This window comes from Nonomuraea sp. NPDC050478 (assembly GCF_044458265.1).
GTDB classification, from domain to species: Bacteria; Actinomycetota; Actinomycetes; order Streptosporangiales; family Streptosporangiaceae; genus Nonomuraea; species Nonomuraea ferruginea.
In genome coordinates, this window is record NZ_JBITHT010000011.1 from 89,268 (window position 1) to 108,845 (window position 19,578).

At 69.6% G+C, this 19,578-nt stretch carries 20 protein-coding genes and 1 pseudogene; 9 read left to right on the forward strand and 12 right to left on the reverse strand.

The window, feature by feature from the left end:
* The first annotated feature begins 4 nt into the window (after positions 1-4).
* A complete protein-coding gene (locus tag ACIBF7_RS40945) occupies positions 5-298 on the forward strand; it encodes a hypothetical protein (protein WP_397199532.1) in 294 nt (97 codons plus the stop codon).
* 100 nt (positions 299-398) lie between these two features.
* Here the strand turns inward: ACIBF7_RS40945 and ACIBF7_RS40950 are convergent, their stop codons facing one another.
* The 4 genes from ACIBF7_RS40950 to ACIBF7_RS40965 form a co-directional block, all read right to left on the reverse strand.
* Positions 399-740, reverse strand: a complete 342-nt coding sequence (locus ACIBF7_RS40950; RefSeq protein WP_397199533.1) for a DUF1540 domain-containing protein — start codon at positions 738-740, stop codon at positions 399-401.
* A 277-nt stretch (positions 741-1,017) separates the two neighbouring features.
* Complete coding sequence (locus ACIBF7_RS40955) at positions 1,018-2,121, reverse strand: B12-binding domain-containing protein (protein ID WP_397199534.1); 1,104 nt, start codon at positions 2,119-2,121, stop codon at positions 1,018-1,020.
* Complete coding sequence (locus ACIBF7_RS40960; RefSeq protein WP_397199535.1) at positions 2,118-3,680, reverse strand: PP2C family protein-serine/threonine phosphatase; 1,563 nt, start codon at positions 3,678-3,680, stop codon at positions 2,118-2,120. Before ACIBF7_RS40960 ends, ACIBF7_RS40955 begins: the two co-directional genes overlap by 4 nt.
* A gap of 141 nt (positions 3,681-3,821) precedes the next feature.
* Positions 3,822-4,148 (reverse strand): winged helix-turn-helix transcriptional regulator, encoded by a 327-nt coding sequence (locus ACIBF7_RS40965; protein WP_397199536.1) that lies wholly within the window; start codon positions 4,146-4,148, stop codon positions 3,822-3,824.
* Between the two features lie 111 nt (positions 4,149-4,259).
* Between ACIBF7_RS40965 and ACIBF7_RS40970 the strand changes: the two genes are divergently transcribed.
* Positions 4,260-5,114, forward strand: a complete 855-nt coding sequence (locus ACIBF7_RS40970; protein WP_397199537.1) for an MBL fold metallo-hydrolase — start codon at positions 4,260-4,262, stop codon at positions 5,112-5,114.
* Positions 5,111-5,755, forward strand: a complete 645-nt coding sequence (locus ACIBF7_RS40975) for an NADPH-dependent F420 reductase (RefSeq protein WP_397199538.1) — start codon at positions 5,111-5,113, stop codon at positions 5,753-5,755. Before ACIBF7_RS40970 ends, ACIBF7_RS40975 begins: the two co-directional genes overlap by 4 nt.
* A 57-nt stretch (positions 5,756-5,812) precedes the next feature.
* Here ACIBF7_RS40975 and ACIBF7_RS40980 read toward each other — a convergent pair whose 3' ends face one another.
* Both ACIBF7_RS40980 and ACIBF7_RS40985 read right to left on the reverse strand, forming a co-directional pair.
* The gene (locus ACIBF7_RS40980) at positions 5,813-6,736 is read right to left on the reverse strand and encodes a slipin family protein (RefSeq protein WP_364232774.1); all 924 of its coding nucleotides are present in this window, start codon (positions 6,734-6,736) and stop codon (positions 5,813-5,815) included.
* Between the two features lie 159 nt (positions 6,737-6,895).
* Positions 6,896-7,393, reverse strand: a complete 498-nt coding sequence (locus tag ACIBF7_RS40985; RefSeq protein WP_397199539.1) for a hypothetical protein — start codon at positions 7,391-7,393, stop codon at positions 6,896-6,898.
* 251 nt (positions 7,394-7,644) lie between these two features.
* Between ACIBF7_RS40985 and ACIBF7_RS40990 the strand changes: the two genes are divergently transcribed.
* The gene (locus tag ACIBF7_RS40990) at positions 7,645-7,965 is read left to right on the forward strand and encodes a GYD domain-containing protein (RefSeq protein ID WP_148036509.1); all 321 of its coding nucleotides are present in this window, start codon (positions 7,645-7,647) and stop codon (positions 7,963-7,965) included.
* 205 nt (positions 7,966-8,170) lie between these two features.
* Here ACIBF7_RS40990 and ACIBF7_RS40995 read toward each other — a convergent pair whose 3' ends face one another.
* Positions 8,171-8,629 (reverse strand): hypothetical protein, encoded by a 459-nt coding sequence (locus ACIBF7_RS40995; RefSeq protein WP_148036510.1) that lies wholly within the window; start codon positions 8,627-8,629, stop codon positions 8,171-8,173.
* A gap of 201 nt (positions 8,630-8,830) precedes the next feature.
* Here ACIBF7_RS40995 and ACIBF7_RS41000 point away from each other — a divergent pair, with 201 nt between their 5' ends.
* The 3 genes from ACIBF7_RS41000 to ACIBF7_RS41010 all read left to right on the forward strand — a co-directional run bounded on the left by ACIBF7_RS41000 (position 8,831) and on the right by ACIBF7_RS41010 (position 10,138).
* Positions 8,831-8,992 (forward strand): MerR family DNA-binding protein, encoded by a 162-nt coding sequence (locus ACIBF7_RS41000; protein ID WP_261809048.1) that lies wholly within the window; start codon positions 8,831-8,833, stop codon positions 8,990-8,992.
* A 93-nt stretch (positions 8,993-9,085) separates the two neighbouring features.
* Positions 9,086-9,403: a hypothetical protein gene (locus tag ACIBF7_RS41005; protein ID WP_397199540.1), complete on the forward strand. Its 318-nt coding sequence runs from the start codon at positions 9,086-9,088 to the stop codon at positions 9,401-9,403.
* A 108-nt stretch (positions 9,404-9,511) separates the two neighbouring features.
* Complete coding sequence (locus ACIBF7_RS41010) at positions 9,512-10,138, forward strand: glyoxalase (RefSeq protein ID WP_397199541.1); 627 nt, start codon at positions 9,512-9,514, stop codon at positions 10,136-10,138.
* Positions 10,139-10,155: 17 nt separating this feature from the next.
* On the opposite strand, the gene ACIBF7_RS41015 is transcribed toward ACIBF7_RS41010, so the two are convergent.
* From ACIBF7_RS41015 to ACIBF7_RS41030, 4 genes are all read right to left on the reverse strand, one after another.
* Positions 10,156-11,508: an MFS transporter gene (locus ACIBF7_RS41015; RefSeq protein ID WP_397199542.1), complete on the reverse strand. Its 1,353-nt coding sequence runs from the start codon at positions 11,506-11,508 to the stop codon at positions 10,156-10,158.
* A 160-nt stretch (positions 11,509-11,668) separates the two neighbouring features.
* The gene (locus ACIBF7_RS41020; RefSeq protein WP_397199543.1) at positions 11,669-14,137 is read right to left on the reverse strand and encodes a hypothetical protein; all 2,469 of its coding nucleotides are present in this window, start codon (positions 14,135-14,137) and stop codon (positions 11,669-11,671) included.
* Positions 14,121-15,413, reverse strand: coding sequence for a hypothetical protein (locus ACIBF7_RS41025; RefSeq protein WP_271277697.1), 1,293 nt, complete (start codon positions 15,411-15,413; stop codon positions 14,121-14,123). The genes ACIBF7_RS41020 and ACIBF7_RS41025 overlap by 17 nt, the downstream gene beginning before the upstream one ends.
* Complete coding sequence (locus ACIBF7_RS41030) at positions 15,406-16,425, reverse strand: hypothetical protein (RefSeq protein ID WP_364232803.1); 1,020 nt, start codon at positions 16,423-16,425, stop codon at positions 15,406-15,408. The genes ACIBF7_RS41025 and ACIBF7_RS41030 overlap by 8 nt, the downstream gene beginning before the upstream one ends.
* A gap of 464 nt (positions 16,426-16,889) precedes the next feature.
* Between ACIBF7_RS41030 and ACIBF7_RS41035 the strand changes: the two genes are divergently transcribed.
* Complete coding sequence (locus ACIBF7_RS41035; RefSeq protein WP_397199544.1) at positions 16,890-18,326, forward strand: cellulase family glycosylhydrolase; 1,437 nt, start codon at positions 16,890-16,892, stop codon at positions 18,324-18,326.
* Between the two features lie 44 nt (positions 18,327-18,370).
* Here the strand turns inward: ACIBF7_RS41035 and ACIBF7_RS41040 are convergent, their stop codons facing one another.
* Positions 18,371-18,673 carry an SCO4225 family membrane protein gene (locus ACIBF7_RS41040; RefSeq protein ID WP_397199545.1) on the reverse strand — a complete coding sequence of 101 codons (303 nt, stop codon included), beginning with the start codon at positions 18,671-18,673 and terminating at the stop codon, positions 18,371-18,373.
* Between the two features lie 550 nt (positions 18,674-19,223).
* Here ACIBF7_RS41040 and ACIBF7_RS41045 point away from each other — a divergent pair.
* Positions 19,224-19,379 (forward strand): annotated as a pseudogene (locus tag ACIBF7_RS41045) (DapH/DapD/GlmU-related protein); the annotation flags it as partial.
* Positions 19,380-19,578: the final 199 nt, after the last annotated feature.

Below are 19,578 nucleotides of genomic sequence, written 5' to 3' on the forward strand. Positions count from 1 at the left end.
CGCCGTGAGCGGCCTGTTGCCGCAGATCCCTCGGCCCTTGGGGCTCACCCGCGTCTACCCGCAGGCGGCTGTGGTCAGATCGCTGCGCTATCAGGCTCGTACGCCAGCGGCTTTCGGTGGGGCCAAGGAACTGATGGCGCGTATCCGGCTTACGGCGACGGACGCCGACCTGTCGATCGGAGACGGCCTGGAAGTGAGCGGAACCGCGCTTTCGCTCCTCCTGGCCATCTCAGGGCGACGAGTGGCGCTGGACGAGCTTGACGGGCCGGGAACCCCCACGCTGACGATGGCCGCTTGACAGTCTGCCTTCGGTGGGGATGCAACCTCCGATGACCTTGAGGACAAGGAGGCGGGCAGTCGAGTCGAAGACCCGCTACCGTGCCGAGCTCGAGTGGGCCTCAGGCGGGCGAATAGGTGAGACAGTCCGCGGTGTTCTCCACATAGCCGACCGTGATGTTGGGAGCCTGGCACTCGAACTGGACGTTGTGCCGGCAGTCGGACATCTTGCATGCGCCGACGTGGCCCACGGTGGTGGGATCGCCGCCCTTGGCGGAAGTGCGGAAGAAGGTGTCGCAATGGGCATGGCGGATATCACCTACGGTGATGGCCAGTGCATGACACCTGCGGTCGGTGTTGTAGGCGCACGCATCCACATCGCATTCGTTCACTACAGGCATCTGCATCGGGATCCTCCGGGACGTTGAAGTGGCGCCGGTGAGCGGCTTGTCGGAACCGCTCACAGATGCTGCCCCAGCTCCGGTGAGCCCACTCTGAGTCGTCATGAAGCAGGGTGAAGTTTTGCCGTTTGCGATGGCTTCGCGGCCTTTTCTAGCGTTTCTGGGGTACGCAGCCAGGTGTCATCGAAGGCGACCGTATGCCGCGGCCCATCACCGTACGTACAAAGGATCTTGGTGGCTGGGTGTGCTTCGGGCCACCCAAGGAAATGCGCACGGTACAGCCGGGAAGTACAGCAGCCGACCTGCGCATGTCTCCTTCCCCACCCTCACTACCTGTTTATTACCTCTGTCCATCTTCGCGGGGAGGGATTTCACCTTCTGGAGACTCGCCGGCCTGCTGAGAGCCCGCCGTCGCCTCACGGCCCCGTGCCAGGGTGTCGAGGGCGTGCGGGAGGCCCGTGAGGCGGGCGCCCAGGGCGTCAAGTACGGCGGTCAGTGCGTGCGGCGGCGCGTCGCGCTGGGTGAGCGTCCATGCCAGCCACCTCGTGTAGGAGACGAACAGCTCGGGATCGTTCACGTACACGGCGGTGCCCAGGAAATCGACGGTGAACGCCACGTCCTCCGCGGTGAGGACGGGCGGTTCCGCAGGCCGGGGCCCGGTCTCGGGGACGCAGCGGCTCAGCTCTTCCAGGGCGCCTCTGACCAGGTCTGGCTTGCGGTCGGTGAACAGGGCGTACTCATGGGAGGCGAGATGCGGTCGCCGCTCGGCGCTCAGGCCGGGCGCGTGCCTCCGGGGCAGCGGCCCGGCGTCGAGCAGGTCAGCGGCGGCACGGGCGTCGGGCGTCCAGGCGTCGGCTCCTAGCAGGCGGGCGTAACGGCCGTCGGGGCCGAAGGCGGCGCCGCCCACGAGCACGGGCGTGCCGGCCGCCTGGCACGCGCTGATCGCGGAGTGCGCAGCGGGCAGGCGGGTGGCGATCGAGCTGGAAAGCGCGACCATGTCCGGGGCCGTCCTGTGCAGGTGCACGATCAGGTGCCGGGTCGGCACATGGGCTCCCAGGTAGTCGACCATCCAGCCGCGCAGCCGCAGCACCTCGGTCAGCAACCGGGCGGGGAAGGTGTGCCACTCGCCCTCGACGCACGCCACGCAGATCCGCCACTTGAGCGGCGCGGAACCGTGGTCCGTCGTGTCGATCGTGTTGGCGAGGACGGCGAGCACGCCCTCGTTGACGGCGGTCGCCATGTGCTCCTGGGCGACGGTGAGGCGGTTGGCCGCCCACTCCTCGCCGATGCGTGCCTGCGCGACGGCGACGACGTCGAGGAGGAGGCGCTCCAAGGAGACACCGGCGTCGTGCGCGTCCTGCGCCACCTTTACCGCGGCGTACTCGTCGCCGGCCGTCGCCGCCGCCCGCAGCGCCTCGACGTACTGCTCCATGTCGTCCTTCACGGCCCCGGTCCTCCGGTCGCCGCAGGGGGTGCCTCACCTGGGGCGCCGATGGCGACGATCGCTATGTCGTCGTGCTCACGGTCGCCCGCCCATTGCAACGCGAGCATCTGCACGTGTTCCGCCAGGGTGTCCGTCGGCACGCCGACGCTCCGCCGCAGTTCCTCGCGCAACCGTTCGTCGCCGAACCACTCGTCGCCGAGCGGCCCCCCTCTGGCCTCGATGACGCCGTCGCTATAGAGCAGGCACTTCTCCCCGGGCTGCAGGAGCACCGTCTCGGTGGAGCTGGTGACCTCGTCCAGGAGACCGATCGCCGTGCCGTGGGCTGTGGTGACGTCCACCCGGCCGTCGTCGCGCACGATCATCGGCGGCGGATGCCCGGCGCTGGTCAGCCGCAAGGCGACTCGCGTGCCGCGGCGCTCGACGCCGGCCAGCACGAGCGTGACGTAGCGGAGACTCTCGCCGGCGAGCAGCACGTCGTTGAGCCGCTCCAGCACCTGCTGGTGGTCATCGGCCAGCGGCAGCAGGGCGCGCAACGTGTCACGGATCTTCCCGGTGAGGACGGCGGCCTCCAGCCCCTTGCCGGAGACGTCGCCCAGCACCACCAGGGAGTGCCGCCCCGAGCCGACGGCCGGGTACACGTCGTAGAAATCCCCGCCGATCCGCGAGCTGCCGCCTGCCGCCCGATAGCGGGCCGCCACTTCGACGCCGTCCAGCTGCGGTATCACCGGCGGCAGCAGGCCGGCCATCAGCAGTTCGGTGATGGCCACCTGGTCGGAGTACAGGCGGGCGATGGAGATCGCGGTGCCGGCCCGTGCGGCGAACAGCCGGGCGAACATCTCCTCGCGGGGGGAGAACCCGGCCGTATGGCGCAGCAGGATGAGCGCGCCTACGGGCATGCCGTGTCCGGGCAGCGAGATCACGGCCGCGGAACGGATCCCGCGCCGCCGGCCGGGGAGCACCCGGCCGGGCACCAGGGCGGGGTCGATCCAGCGGGCGGGCACCGGCGGGAACCCCTGCAACGCCTCGTTGAGCCCCGGGATCGTCCGCGGGTCGAGGTCCACGTTTTCGCGTCCGGCCTCGCCCTCCGAAGTGCGGAAGGCGAGCTCGTACTGGCGGCTTCCCAGCGGCATGACGACCAGCGCGGACTCGGCGAAATGCCGCACCGCCAGCCGCGCGGTGGTCTCCAGGCAGCGGTCGAGGTTCAGGGTGGACAACAACTCGGTGGCGGCCTGCACCATGGACAAGACGGAGTCGCGCTCGGCCTGCAAGGTCTCCATGGCCTGCTGCTGTCCGGTGACGTCGATCAGCAACCAGGTGACGTGGCCGCCGTCGGCCCACACGGGATGCGCCTCGAACACTCGCTCACCGATCGGTCCGCGGACCGGCGCGCACGCCAGACCCTCCCGGCCCGTCGTCAGTCGAGCCGAGAGCCCGCGTTGGGCTTCGGCGAGCCAGGCCGGCCCGTCGTGGAACAGTGACCGGGCGGCCTCGTTCGCCTGTTCGACGGCGCCTGAGACGCCGGTCACCACCAGTGGGTACGGCGAGTCCTCCCCGAGCATGCCGATCCTGCCTCGTGCGCGATCGCTGTCAAACCTCAACCGTACTGCCGGGATGTACATGGCTTTCTCGCCGGACAATTGATGTTGTGTCATTTTTCGCCGCAGGACGCGCCGCGTAGCCCGGGTCGTCTTCGCCGACTGTCAGGCGTGCTCGACGGCCCAGGCGCAGATGGCCGCGAGGGGTTCCTGCAGGGACCTGCCGAGATCGGTGAGGGCGTACTCGACGTGCTGCGGAACGGTCTCCTTGTGGACGTCACGGGTGATGAGCCCGTCCGCCTCCATGCCGCGCAGCGTCTCGGTCAGCACCTTCTGCGTGATGCCGGGCAGGCGCTGGCGCAGGCGGGCAGGCCGCTGCGGGCCGTCCATCAGGGCGTAGATCAGCAGGATCCGCCACTTGGCCGCCAGCCGCTCCAACGCCTGGCGGGTGGCACAGGACTCCTCCAGCACGTCAGGGATCGTCAGGTCCACGGGCGCCTCCGGCGGGAGTGGCAAGGGCACTTCAAAGTGCCTTCTGGGAGAGGGGCGTCCCAGCCCTTACGTTCGACAGCACCGCGAACGTAAGGAAGAGAGACGCCGCCGATGACGGACTTCCAGTGTCATGTCTACACCGCCGCAGAGCCAGGGATCTTCGCCAACAGCTACCTGCTGGAGACGGACGACGGCGTAGTGCTGATCGACGCGAACCTGCTGGTCGCCGACGCCGAGGCCCTGGCCGCCCGCCTCGCCGCGCTGCGCAAGCCGCTGCTGGCCGCCTTCGTGACCCATCCACACCCCGACCACTTCAACGGGCTGCCGTACGTCGTGCCCGAAACCGTCCCCGTGTACGCCACCGCGGCAGTCGCGAAGGAGATCGAGCAGAGCGCCGACGCCAAGCGGGAGCAATGGCGGCCCGTGTACGGCGACCAGTGGCCCGACCGCTACCGGGTGCCTGAGCATCTGCTCGCCACCGGCGACGGCGTCGACGTCGGTGGCCTGCGGGTGACCGTGCACGACATCGGCCCGGCCGAGAGCCACGCCGACTCCTACATCGTGGCCCGGAGCGGCGACCGGCGTGCCGCGTTCATCGGGGACCTGGCGTTCGGGTCGATGCACTCGTACCTGAGCGACGGCCACTCCGGGCACTGGCTGGCCGCCCTCGACCGGATCGCTCGCGACCTCCGCGGGGTGCCGCTGTTGCCCGGTCACGGGCCGTCCGGCGATGCTTCCATGCTGGACGCGCAACGCCGGTACCTGATGATGTACCGCGAGACGATCGAACGGCTCGCCCGCGGAGCTTCCAGCCTCACTGACGACGACAAGCATGAGCTCACGCGGACCATGACGCGTTTTTCCCCCGATGCGCGGATGGACTGGCTGGTCGGGCTGGGCGCCGACGCCGTCGCCGCGGAGCTGGCCGCCGACGACCGTGAACCGGCACCAAGGACGCAGCAGTGAAGATCGGGGTCCTGGGCACCGGAGACGTCGGCCGCCGGCTCGCCTCCAGGCTCTCCGGTCTCGGCCACGAGGTGACGCTCGGCTCCCGTACGGCGGACAATCCGGTCGCCGCCGCGTGGGCGCGCGAGCATCAAGGGCACCACGACACCTTCGCCGGCGCGGCCACCCACGGCGAGCTCGTCGTCAACGCCACCGGCGGGCTCGTGGCACTCGCCGCCCTGAAGGCCGCGGGGACCGCCAACCTCGACGGCAAGATCGTGGTGGACGTGTCCAACCCGCTGGACTTCTCGCAGGGCTTCCCGCCCCGGCTGGTCGTGCCCGCGGCTGGAAGCGTCGCCGAACAACTGCAGCAAGCCTTCCCCCGCACCCGCATCGTCAAGACGCTCAACACGATGCACAACACACTGATGACTGATCCGGCGCAGGTCCCGGGACCGCACAACGTGTTCGTGTGCGGGGACGACCAGGCCGCCAGGGTGCAAGTCGCGGATCTGCTGAAGTCGTTCGGGTGGGCCGATCGGCAGATCCTCGACCTCGGCGGCCTGGCTGCCGCCCGCTGCGTCGAGCCCCTCGTGCTGCTCTGGATATCCCTTAGCGGCACCCTACGGACCTCGGACTTCAACTTCGCGATCCTCCGCTGACGGAGCGGACCCCTGCGCCGGCACACCGTCCCATCCGGTCCTGGAGAGGCTGATGGTCTATGGAGTACGCGAGGCGCCGTTCTTCATGGCCGATTCCGCGGCGGACCGGTCGAAGGAGCGCCCTGACGGGGCCAGTTCGGGCGTGGCGGAGTTCGTCACGGCAGGCTGCCTTTCGGGCTCCTCCTCTGCGGAACTGGCGGGCTGCTCCGTGGTCTCCGCGACCGGAGCGCTGTTCGCGGAGCGTTCGAAGAAGCGCAGGAGCTCCACGGGCACCGGCATGACCAGCGTGGAGGTCTTCTCGGCCGCCACTTCCACCATGGTCTGCAGCAGGCGCAGCTGGAGCGCGCCGGGGGCCTCGTTCATGATGGCCGAGGCGTCGGCGAGCCTCTGCGCGGCCTGGAACTCCCCGTCCGCGGTGATCACACGGGCCCTGCGCTCCCGCTCGGCCTCGGCCTGGCGGGCGATGGATCGCTTCATGCCCTCGGGAAGATGGACATCCTTGATCTCCACGCGGTCGATGTGGATGCCCCAGCCGAGCGCGGGGCTGTCGATCATCAGCGCCAAGCCCTTGTTCAGCTCCTCGCGGTTGGAGAGCAGGTCGTCCAGATCGCTCTTGCCGATGATCGAGCGCAGTGACGTCTGGGCTACCTGCTCGATCGCGAACAGGTAGTTCTGCACCGCGATGGCCGCCCGCATCGGCTCCTCGACCCGGAAGTACGCGACGGCGTCGACCTGGACGGAGACGTTGTCACGGGTGATGCCTTCCTGCGTGGGCACCGGCATCGTGACGATCTGGATATTCACTTTCTTCATCCGATCCACGACCGGGATGAGGAAGGTGAGCCCTGGCGGGCGGATCTCCTGCTGAGCCTTGCCGAAGCGGAAGACCACGCCTCGCTCGACTTGGTTGACGACTCGGACGCTGACCACCAGCAAAGCTACGAGGATGGCGATCAGCCCGATCACGATAGTGGTGATCATGGCATGCCCCTTCCAGCTCAAGGTTAGATCCGGGCATCCGCCCGCGTCGGTAAGGCAGGCGTCAAGACCTGGTCAGCGGCTTCGGCGCGGCCGCGTGGACGCCGTCTCACCGAGGAGTCCTTCGACATGGCCGAGATCGCCGAGACCAGATCCGGCGCGTCATCTGGGTTCGGGTGGACGGCGGGCGAGGTGCCGTTTGGAACCCGAGGTGGTCGGTCCGAGTGTGACGCCGGGCGGCAGCGGTGAGGGGCGTTTCCGGATCCTGGGAATCACGCCGACCTGGTACTGGTCCTCGTAGACGAGCTTGCCTGGATCGCTCGCCCGTACGAGGTCGCATCGCACGTCGTGCACCGACAGGAGGTCCCGCAGCGGCCTGAGACGGGCGAGCATCGCGCCTGTGGTGGCGTGTTTGAACCAGGTGATCGCGCCGATGGTGTTTCCGTCCGCGTAGAAAGGCGGCTCGGGTAGGTGCTCGCGGAACCAGTCGTCGATGTCGAAGTAGAGCTCTTCCTCCTCCGGCGTGAGCAAGTTCTTGCGTCGCAGGTGGTCGACGGCGACGAAGATGCCGACCTCGGCCCCCAACCGGCCGACGTAGTCTGCCTGAAGCCGCAGGTACGGCGTCTCGTTGATCATCTGCCTGCTCCAGAGTCCGCTCACGCCCTCGACACCTGTCAGCATGACTCGTCCGCCTCTTTCCGAACACTCTCGACAGCTTGAGCTTCTGTACGCATCAACGACGTGATGAACGCATGCCTGGCAGGCGGCTTGCCACGGCCGAGCTAAGGCTGCGACAGGGGAAAATCAGTACAGAGGGTGGGATTACCGTCATCCGAAGCCGAGAACTTCGATCCCGTGACCGCGATGGCCGCCCCAGTGCAGGGTGGCGGCACGAGAAGAGGGACTCGACCATGCCCAAGTACCTGATTCAGGCGACTTACACCGCAGACGGCCTCAAAGGAGTGTTGCGAGACGGCGGCACCGGGCGTCGGCAGGCGGTGGAGCGCATGGCGGAAAGCGTCGGTGGCCGGGTCGAGCAGATGTACTTCGCGTTCGGGGAGACGGACACGTATGTGGTTCTCGACCTGCCGAACAATGCGGCTTCGGCCGCTGTGGGGCTCACGATATCGGCGACCGGGGCCGTACGGACGAAGACGACCGTCCTGCTGACGACGGAGGAGATCGACGACGCCACGCGGATGGAGGTGGCGTACCGGGCTCCTGGCGCGTGACAGTCGGGTGATTGCGATTCAGGCCGGGCTGGCGCGTGGCAGCGGTGGAAGGCCGGCTCGTCGACGATGACCATCCAGCTGTCAGGGCCTACGCTCGCGGCCACCGCGCGTCCGCGAACTCCGGATGATCACGCGGTGGCCGTCTCCACGCGACCCCAACGCCTCGAGATCAGTCACTGGAGTACTGGGTGGTCATCGGAGCGCGTCACGGGCACTTCGCGCGCATCTTGGGGCTCCAGCCGTTGCGGACGACGTACTTGCTTCCTGCGTAGTAGCTGACCTGGCCCTGCAGGCGGTAGGTGAAGACGGTTCCCCGCTTGCAGCCCTTGTACAACGTCTTCTTGCCGGCCCCGTACCAGGAGGCGCTGGAGATGTTCTGCCAGCCGTACCAGCGCTTGCGCTGGAGCATGATCTTGGTGCGCTGGTTGCGGGAGCAGCCTCTCGACCAGCCGGTCGCGGCCACGTGTCCCTTGCGCATCTCCGGACGGTACACACGCACCTCACGGCAGGACATCGCCGTCGAGCCGGTCGCCGCGGCGGCCGGGGTGACGGTGGTGGGGGAGGTCTGGGCGCTGGTCTGGACGGCGGCCTGCGCGGGGGCGCCCGCGGTCAGAGCCGCGGCGGCGACCGCCGCACCGAGGACCATCGTGTTGAGCGTTCGCATCGGGTTCTCCTTGGTGCTCGTCGTACTGGACACCGCGAAGGTAGTCAGGCCGATGTTGAGAATCTGTGGAGCGCCTGTTGAGCGAACGACCGACCAGTACTTCAGTGACCCATCGTGATCATGGTGGGGATCTGCGCTGGTAGTGGTCATGTGTCGACGGTAAGCCGGTACTTGCCGCCGGAGACCGTCGTCCTGCTATCGGTGATCAAGGCCGCTCAGCGGCTCGGCTTGGACGAGGTGGCCGAGCTGATCGACACCGGGCGGCGTGGCCACCCCACCCCGGACCTGCGGGCCGGCGCCCAGGCGAAGATCGCCGAGGTGGACGCGCGGATCGCCGAGCCGGCGCCTTTCGCCCGGCCTTGATCGGTGCTGCCGGGACGATTAGCATGATCGCCGTGCTGCAGGAGGCGGGGTCGAGACGATCGCGTCACGAGGGAGTTCCGGGGCCTACTGACGATGAGCGCGGAAGAGGATTTCCAGCAGGTCGGCGCGGAGCTGGCTGATCTGGGTGTGGGGATCTCCAGGATGATGGGGCGTCCCGCGCTCAAGGACCAGGCGGGGAAGGTGTTCGCGAGCCTGCAGCGTGACGGCGCGATGGTGTTCCGGCTGGTCAGGGACACCCCCGAACATGCGGCCGCGCTCCAGTTGGCCGGGGCGTCCCTGTTCGACCCCACGGGGCAGGGCAGGGTGGTGAAGGACTGGGTGGTCGTGCCTCACTCCTCGGCCGATAAGTGGACCGATCTGGCCGAGGCCGCTCTCAGCCGTCCACGCTGACCCGCGAGCGCCGCGGCGCCGGTCCCCGCTGTGGGCCGGAGCCGGCATGACCAGACCGATCAGGATTCGAGAAGTGGGGATCACCGGGCCGCGTCTAGCGTGACTGCTATGGCTTCCATCGAATTCGTCACCCTAGAGGTTGCCGACCCCACGGCGGCCACCCGGTTCACCACCACTGTTCCCGGTTCGGACGCTTGGTTGCGTCTGCGGGCCTCGGAGGCGCCGACGACCGGCTTCCGCGGATTCACGCTGTCGCTCGTCGTGTCCCAGCCGGCCACCGTCAACGGTCTCATCGACGCCGCCGTCGACGCCGGTGCCACGGCGTTGAAGCCGGCCGCGAAGTCGCTGTGGGGGTATGGCGGTGTCGTCCAGGACCCGGGCGGGGCGATCTGGACGGTCGCCTCCTCGTCGAAGAAGGACACCGGCCCGGCCTCCCCGCAGATCGACGAGATCGTGCTCCAACTGGGAGTGGAAGACGTGGCCGCGAGCAAGAAGTTCTACGTCGACCGCGGTTTCTCCGTGGCGAAGAGCTACGGCCGCAAGTACGTCGAGCTCGCCACCCCGTCGAGTCCCGTCACACTGTCGCTCTACAAGAGGCGTGCCCTGGCGAAGGTCGCCGGCGTCGCTCCCGAGGGCGCCGGATCGCACCGGCTCGCCATCGGCGGTGACACCGGGCCCTTCACCGACCCGGACGGCTTCGTCTGGGAGGCGGCTCCCGCTCGCCACGGAAAGTGACCAGAGACACGGGGTGGTCAGGAGTCGCGGGCGTCGTCGAGGACGCGGGCGGCCTCTCGCTCGTACGGGGCGCGGGCGGCCAGCACCACCAGGCCGCCCAGGATCATGGGCACGATCAGCGCGTACATGGCCATCAGGAGGGAGCCGGTGGCGTCGGAGGTCATGCCGATGATCAGCGGACCGAAGGCGACGCCGATCGTCAGGAGCAGCTGCAGGACGGCGAAGCCGACGCCGCGCGACCTGGCCGCCACCACGTCGGCGATGCAGGCCGTGCAGGTGGGGATGGCGGTGGCGGAGATCGTGACGGCCAGCAGGATGAGGGTCACCATGGCCACCGGCGAGTTCATCAGCAGGGCGACGCCGAGGAGAGCCGAGCCCACGGTGATGCCGGAGCCGCCGATGAGCAGCCGGCCGCCCTTGACGCGGCCGTGCACCCGCTTCCCGAAGTGGGTGCCGATCAGGGTGCCGGCCAGCACGCCCACGATGGTGACGCCGCCGCTGATGCTGCTGGCGACGCCGGTCTGCATGCCGAGGACGCGGACCATCAGGGAAGGCAGCCAGTAGTAGACGCCGCCGAGGCCGAGGGTGAGGATGCTCACGCCGACGGAGACGAGGACGAGGGTGCGGGTGGCCAGGACCTGGCGGAGCTGGGGCCAGAAGAGCAGTTTCGCCTCGGCTTCCCGCGGTGGCGCCGGGTCCTGCCGGGGTACGGACACGGCGGCCATGATCTTGTCGATCTGGCCGCGTTCCGGCTCGCGCAGGCGCCAGACGAGGAGGGCGGTCAGCGCTCCCGGGATCGCCATCAGCACGAAGGCCGCCCGCCAGCCGAATGCCTGCCCGATGACGCCGCCCAGCAGGGTGCCGACGCCGCCGAGGTAGGAGGTCATCCGGGTCCAGCCGTACACCTGCATGCGGGTCGCGGCGGGGTAGAAGTCGGCGAGCAGGCTGCTGACGGCGGGGTTGTCGATGTTCTCGGCGGCGGCGAGCAGGACCCGCATGAGGTAGAAGACGGCGAAGCCGGCGGCCAGGCCGGTGCCGAGGGTGGCCAGAGCCCAGCAGAGCACCACGATCCCCAGGATCCTGGTGCGGTTGTAGCGGTCGGCGAGGTAGCCGGCGGGCAGGGCGACGAGGGTGGCGGCCAGCGCCGCGGCGGTGGGGATGGATCCCGCCGCGGTGTCGCTGAAGCCCCATTCGGCCTGGACCAGAGGCAGTACGCCGGACAGCAGGTTGGCTTCGATGCGATCGACCATGCCGACGACGAACAGGACGATGAACGGCCCCCACCCGAAGGGGTTGGGGTCGGTCGGGCTGATGCCGCCGGGCGGCGGGGATCCGAGTCTGCGGCGTTGGCGGGCGACGGCCTTGACCATGACTTCTCCTCCGCGGTGGGCGCTCCCCGGGGTGGGGCTCCGGGCACGGAAAGCGCCAGAACACGGTTCTAAAACAGTGTTCTAGGAGGAGTGTCGTACATCACACTCTGTTTCACCAGTGCTGAGCGGTGCCTGTGAAACGGATGAGCGTCGCGCGCCCTCAGCCGATCGACGCGCGCTCGTACGCGTCATAGCTGTCGCGCACGGCTGTGCCGCCCGCGGCCAGGGCCCGCAGCAGCGCCGCCAGCCTGGCGGGTCCGTCGCCGGGCGGCGTACGGTCGAGCGCGGCCCGGCACAGGTCCCGCAACTCCTGCTTGGTGCGCTGCCCGCGCAGGACACCGTCGAAGAACTGGTCCGCGCAGGCGTACAGGGCGCGGACGGCCGTCGCCGACTCGGTCTCCAGCTCCTCCCGCAGGCGGCCGAGCGCCTGCTCGACCATGTCGGTGAGCGTCTCCGACACCCACTGCGCGGTCTCCTCCGCGCGCTGCCGGGTGGACACCACCTTCAGCGCGGCCTCCACGGTCAGCCCTTCGGTCCTGTGGTCGACGAAGTCCTCCTCGGGAGCCGGCCTGGAGTCCGATCCGGTTCCCTTCTTCCTCGCCCAGGTGGGCACGTCGTCGTCCGGGTCCGTACGGCGGGCGTCCTCACGCGGCGGGTCGTACGAGCTGCCCTCCCGCGCGTGGCCGCCGGGGATCTTCCCCCTGACGTCGATGTCCATCACGATCGGCTGCACGATCCGCAGGAACAGGCTCCGGACCCCGTAGCCGGTGCTCAGGTCGGCCAGGTCGGCCACGGTCGTGGCGAGGGCCATGTGCCCGTCGCCGCGCAGCGACTCGGCCAGCACCGTCAGCGAGCGCCGCTCCGGCAGCGTCTCCTCCGGCAGATGGCTCCACAACGCCTCTGTCACCTGCTGCTGCAGCTCGACGATCGCCTGGTCCATGGAGGCGTCCACGACCTTCTTGAAGGTGTCGGACACGTAGTGGCGGCTGCGGATGAACTCCTGCTCCACGGTGTCGAGCCGGAGCATCTTGGCGTCGGAGCGGACCTCGCTGAGCCACTCGCCGGGGGCGCTGTGGCCGAACCCGGCGGCCATCCACGCCCTGACCTCCTCGACGGCCTTCTCCACCGCCGCGTCGAGTTCGTCCGTCCGCCTGCCTTCCTGCACCCGCCGCAGGTAGTCGTCCGCGATGTCGCCGAGGGCGTCCGAGAGCCCGCGGCGGATCCGCGTCACGAGCTCGCTGACGAGCGCGTCCTCCGTGGGCAGGGCGACGTTCTCCCGCCGCAGCGTCTCGGCCAGGCCGGCGACCGCCTCGACCGCGCGGCGCCCGGCCGCCTCCGTGCCCTGCCGCGCCGCGCCGAACGCGGCCTGGTCCATCGTGGCCAGCCGCGCGGCCAGATGCGACAGGACGGGGACCAGCACGCGCTCGCGTACCTCGTGCTCCTGGACGACGTCGGCGGTCAGCACCTGGATGCCGTGCATGCCCACGGCGCCGCGGGCCTGCTGGGTCGCGGTGTCGAACTGGCTCTTGGTCAGGTCGGTGTGCTCGGCGTCGTGGTTGAGCAAGATGATCATGAAGTCGCCGATGGCCGCTCCGGCGCTCGCGGCGCGCGCGAGCCGCTGGATCTCGGTGTCGCTCTCGCTGAAGTGCACCGTGGTCTGCCGGGGCCGTTTGATCTGCAGCAGCAGGTCCACCTCGTTCCGCAGGTCCTGCATGAACTGCTGGGCCACGTCGATGCCCCGCTCCTGCGTGCCGGGGAGGTCGATCAGCGTGAGATCGCGTACGGGATTGTTCGGGAACGGGCAGTAGATCCGGACGTCGCGCACGGCCAGGTAGGGGCGCGGCGCGTCCACCGGGCCCGAGGCCGGGGGATAGGAGACGTGCGCGGCCACCTGGTCGAGCGGGATCTCCCGCACCTGGTCGCGGACCAGGTGCGGCTCGTAGGAGCGCAGCGACGCCTGCGCCTCGTGGAGCCGGCGCAGGTGCTCGGGGGCGGCGGTGAGGTCCCGGCCGGCCGATCGGGGGTCGCTCCGGTAGTCCTCCCAGGCCGGATAGCGGTAACGGGCGAACTCTGTGATCGTGTACGGCAGGCTCAGCCCCAGGGCGTCGTGGCGCGGCCTGAGATAGACGTCCCTGAACTCGGCGAAGTCCCGCAGCACGACCTCCGCGCGCGCGGTGTCCGAGTTGGAGATCCGGCTGCGGGTCGCGGTGGTGGGCAGCGAGTCCCGCGAGGTCGGCAGGACGTCGACGGGCAGGCGGTCCAGCCCGGAGATCGCCCGGAGCAGCGTGCTCTTGCCCATCTGGGTCTGACCGACCACGCCGATGTTGAGCGTCGTCCGCGAGGTGCGTCCCCGGACCGCCTGCAACTGCCCGGCCGCCTCGGTCAGCTCCGCCAGCACGGACCGGGCGTCGCCCTCGTCGAGGAAAGCCCGCAGCGCGGTGCTCAGCCCGGGGCTCAGCTCGTGGGCCGCGGCGTCGCGCCGGGCCTCCTCGGCCAGGGCCACCAGGTCCGCGAACGCCTGCCGCAGCGCCTCCCAGGCCGTGTACGACTCCTCCGCCTGTGCCTGCCGCGCCCGGCGGGCGTCCAGCACGGCGTTGATCCTGGCCTGAATCTCAGAAGCGTCCACCATGCCTCGCCATCTCTTCGTCGGGCTCTTGCGCGGATCTCCAGACGTACGCGGTCATGCGCGCGGTCCGCTCTCCCTGCTCCGTCACCCTGATTCCGATGAGCCGGCCCTTTTCGCCGATCATCAGGCAGGTCACCTCGTGGAGGCCGGTCGCGACGTGCGGCGCCGGGTGCGGGTACATGTCGGCCTTCCGGCATCCGGGGAGGGTGCGGGCCGTGCCGGTCAGGATGGGGGTCTTCGGGGCGAACTCCAGCGAGACGCCGGTTCCGCGGCGGTAGCTCACCCACGGGCCCTTGCCGGTTTCGAAGCCGGGGACGAGCCGTTTCCCGGCCTGGTCCTTGAGGGTGAGGGGCTGGTTGACGATCCTTCGCCCGGTCTGCGGACGCTTCGGCGCCGCCGGGACGGTTGACCGGGTGGCGGGCTCGGGGGCCGACGCCTCCAGCGGGGCGCGCGAGGAGACGGCCACGCCGACGACCAGCAGGACGAACACGGCCGCGCCGCCGAGCAGGATCGGGGACGATCCGTTCTTGCGGGGTGGCCCGGGGGTTCCGGCGACCGGCGGTGGTGGTCGGCGTTCGGGGTGCTCCAGGGGGTGGGGGTCGACGGGGCCCACGCGCTTTGAAGGCTCCAAGGGGCCGGAGCGGTCGAGACGGGGGACGCCGCGGTCGAGTACGCCCAGGTGGGTGACGCCGGCACCGGGCCGCCCCGCCGCGCTCCAGCCGAGCATGACACTGGCCGGGGCGGGGCTCGCCAGGGCGTGGTTCCACACGATGTCCCAGTCGTTCACGTGGATCACCGGCGGGAGCACGAGGTGCGGATCGACCGGAGGCGGCGGGGCGACCGGCCACGGTGGCGGGCCCGGCCGGCCGGGGTCGGGCCGTCGCACCGCGCTGACAGGAGCGTTCCAGACGGGCTCCATGTGGCGTTCGTAGACGGCTCCGGCCCAGGCGGGGTAGTGGTCGTACAGGTCCGGGAGCTCGGGACCGCCGCTGTCGGCGGCGGAGAACCAGCCGACGAAGCAGTACATCTCCCTGCTGCCGTCGGTGTGCATCGACCGGCTCAGCTCGATCGCCCGGCAGGCCACTCCCACCAGCCGCGCGCCCGGCCGGACGGTGATGAGGAAGCGGGGACGGCCCTCCAGTCGCCTGCCGCCGGCGATGACGGTGTGGATGGCGTTCTCCAGCCACTGGCGGTCGGCGCCCGGCGGGCGGACCCGCCACCACACGTCGGCCCCGGCGGTACGGCCGAAGACCACCGGCGCCCAGGTCTGCTCAGGCACGGCGGCCGGCCGCCCAGCGGGCCGGCGACCCGCCCTCGAACACGCGCAGGTTGCCGAGCCGTGCGGCCAGCGCGGAGATCGCCTGGGTGGACTGGTCGTAACGGCGCTGGTTGTGGCCGATCTCCGCTTCGACCGCCCGCAGCTCCTGCTCCAGCCGTAGCCGCTGGTCGCGTACGGCGCGCCGGCTGCTCTGGGGCAACGCGGCCAGCCGCTCCTTGAGGCTGCCGCGCTCGGCCGCGAGCTTCCCCAGGTGCTGATCGTCCAGGTGGGCGGCGGTCCGGTAGTAGTGCGTCATGGTGAACATGAGCGGCAGGTGGACGTCGTTCGGGTCCACGCCGTCCGGCCGGACGTTGCCGTCCGGCAACGTCTGCAGGGGACCGACCGTGACGGGGCAGACGGCGGTGCACACGCGCGGCTGGAAGGCCACCGGCAGCAGGTTCCTGACCTCGTCGACGACGCCGGTCAGGGTCCGCCCCGGGCCGCCGCCCCAGTCGATGAGGTCCGCCTTCGTGATGAGGATGGTTATCGACGGCCACGCGAGCCCGCGCGCGGTCCTGCGGGTGAGAGTTTCCGTGATCACACTGGAAATGCGGTGGGTGACCATCGCGCGGGCCAGTGGTTCGCGGCGTTCGGGGGTCACGGGCTTACGGAAGTGCTCCCCGTCGAGCGTCACGAAGATGGCCTGGGAAAGCGATATCTTGTTGAGCAGCGTTTGTGTGTCGAGCGAGCCGTCCACGCCGACGAAATCGTGCAGCGCGCCCCCGCGGAAATCGGTCCAGTCGAGCAGCGCCGACGGATTCATCTCCCGCGAGAAGACGAATCGGTAACTGATCGGCTTGACCGACGTCTGTGGCAGCGAAGTGCCCTGGCCCAGGTCATGCCAGCTCTCCAGGATCTGGACATCGGCATTGTTGGTGACTTCGTGAAGGTTGCAATTGCCGACGCCGCGCGTCATCGTCGCGTACAGCGCATGCAGATAAGTGGATTTTCCGGAACCCGGGGCGCCGATCATAGAGACCGTGAGCGTGGGTAATTCTTGCATGCGACCCCTCCCCTGTCGGCATGACGCCCTCGAATTTGACATGCGATCGGCCTGGGTGGAATGGCGGATAGCTAAGAGTGGCCAAGTCGTTACCGCAACTGGAATGGTCGGGAATTTGTCCGGCCGGGCGTCAGGTATAGCGGGCGGTGAGAAATTCAATTTATCGCCGGTGCCGGCTGGTGTGTCGCCGGCCGGCAGGAACCGGACAGGGGCAGACCGCCGCCGCGGTGGGTGGGACGATCACCCTTGAGGGGCGGGATCCCGGGCTGCGGATGGCGGGTATCAGTCGTCCTCCTACGAGGGCTCGGCTGACGCTGGCCGACGTCCTTTTCTGGAACTTGGGCCTTGTGTGAGGGTTCCGTGTCAACCTATGCTGCGCCGCACGTTAAGAAACTTTCCTAACCGAATACGCCCCGGAGAAATCGGAGTCGTTCGTGAGGCGAAGTGCAGGTGCGAGGATCTTCGCGGTCGTGGCCGCGCTGGTGGCGCCGTTGATGGTGCCCTCCGGCGCGAGCGCGGCCGTGGCCGACCCGCTGGTGTCGCAGGGCAGGCCCGTCGCGGCCTCCTCGGTCGAGGCCGCCGGTCTGGAGCCGGACAAGGCGGTCGACGGCAACGCGTCCACGCGGTGGGCCAGCGCCGAGGGGGTGGACCCGCAGTGGATCCGGGTGGACCTCGGCGCCGCGCACACCATCTCCCGGGTCCGGCTGACCTGGGAGGTCGCCCACGCCAGGGCGTACCGGGTGCAGACCTCGCCCGACGGCTCCACCTGGAGCGACGTCTACTCCACCGCCTCCGGTGACGGGGGGACCGACGACCTCACGGTCAGCGGCAGCGGCCGGTACGTGCGGGTCTACGGCACGCAGCGCGGCACCCAGTGGGGCTACTCCCTGTGGGAGCTGGAGGTCTTCGGGACTCCCACGGGCGGCAGCGGCGGCGGCACCCCGGTCCAGGCCAACGGGCAGCTGCGGGTGTGCGGCATCAAGCTCTGCAACGAGAACGGCAAGCAGATCCAGCTGCGCGGCATGAGCAGCCACGGCATCCAGTGGTACGACCAGTGCCTCAACAGCGCGTCGCTCGACGCGCTGGCGAACGACTGGAAGGCCGACGTTCTGCGCATCTCCATGTACATCCAGGAGGGCGGGTACGAGACCAACCCCCGGCTGTTCACCGACCGGGTGCACTCCCTGATCGAGATGGCCACCGCCCGCGGGATGTACGCGATCGTCGACTGGCACATGCTCACCCCGGGTGACCCGATGTACAACCTCAGCCGGGCCAAGACCTTCTTCACCGAGATCGCCCAGCGGCACGACGGCAAGAAGAACGTCCTGTACGAGATCGCCAACGAGCCGAACGGCGACGCCGTCACCTGGCCCGTCATCCGCGACTACGCGCACCAGCTCATCCCGGTGATCCGGCAGCACGACGCCGACGCCCCGATCCTGGTCGGCACCCGGGGCTGGTCGTCACTCGGCGTCTCCGCCGGCGGCAACGAGACCGAGATCATCAACAACCCGGTCAACGCGGCCAACATCATGTACACGTTCCACTTCTACGCGGCCTCGCACGACAGCCTGTACCTGAACACGCTGTCCCGGGCCGCCGACCGGCTGCCGATCTTCGTGACCGAGTTCGGCACGCAGACCGCGTCCGGCGACGGGGCCAACAACTTCGCCAGGTCGCAGCAGTATCTCGACCTCATGGCCCAGAAGAAGATCAGCTGGGTGAACTGGAACTTCTCGGACGACTTCCGTACGGGCGCCGTCTTCACCACCGGAACCTGCCCGAGCGGCCCGTTCGCCGGGACGAGCAGGCTCAAGGAGGCCGGTGTCTGGGTCCGCGACCGGATCCGCACCGCCGACGACTTCTGACGCGACACGGGCGCCCCGTCCCATGACGGGGCGCCCGCGTGGCATCACTCCGAGGTCGCGGGGCCACGCGCGACGCGCCAGAGCAGATACGCCTGCAGCAGGCCCGCTCCGGTGAGCAGCACGATGAGCAGTACGGGGTCGTCCAGCTGCGGCGGGACCGAGTGCCATCCCCACCAGATGAGCGGCCCGAGCGGGAATGTGACGACCATGAGGGCGAAGCCGGACAGCAGGATCGGGTCCTGCACGGTCAGCAGGATCACCACCGAGGGGATGCCGAGGAGCATCACCAGCCCGGCGTAGAGACCGGCGAGAACCGCGGCGAGCCGGCCGTTCCTGTAGCGCCTCATGCGGTCACGCTCCTCGGACGCTCCGGAGGGAGACGAGCGTATCCCATCGAAGCCGGGCCATGATCGTGGCGGCGAACCATGGGTTAGCGTGTAGGCAAACGCTTTCCCGGGGGTTGGCATGGGCACCACCGCTCTCGACGGCGACGCGCCGTTCGCCCGTCACCATCACGACTACTCACCCTGGTCCTTCTGGGACGAAGCCGGTCAGGAAGAACAGGACAGGCAGCTCGAACTCCAGCGCGCTCTCACCGGACGGCACGCCGGCTACGAGTTCGGCGAGAGGTGCTTCGTCTCCGAGCTCGCCTCGGTGCAGAACGAGGAACTGCGGCTCGGCCCGCGCACCTACGTCGCCGCCGGCGCCTACCTGAGCGGCTCGGTGCGGACGGGACGCGACTGCTCCATGAACCCCTACACCGTCGTCCGGGGCGACGTGCGGCTCGGCGACGCGGTCCGGATCGGCGCCCACACCTCGCTGCTGGGGTTCAACCACACGATGTCCGATCCCGACGTCGAGGTCTTCCGGCAGCCGCTCACCAGCCGGGGCATCGAGATCGGGGACGATGTCTGGATCGGCTCCCACGTGGTCGTCCTGGACGGCGTGACCGTCGGCGACCGCGCGGTGATCGGGGCCGGCGCGGTCGTCACCAAGGACGTCCCGGCCGGCGCGATCGTCGGCGGCAACCCGGCGAAGGTGCTGCGCTGGCGGGTTCCCGGGTCGAGGCCGCCCGCCGGCGACCTGGCCGCGGCGGTGGCGGGGTTCGCGGAGACCGCGCGTGAGCAGGCGGAGGACGTCCTGGCACGCTGCTTCGACCCCCGGCTCCTCGGCGGGGCGTTCGTCGACCGGCCGGGCGCTGCCGTCACCGTCCGCGCCCAGTGCGACGCGATCGAGATCGCCGACCTGCTGC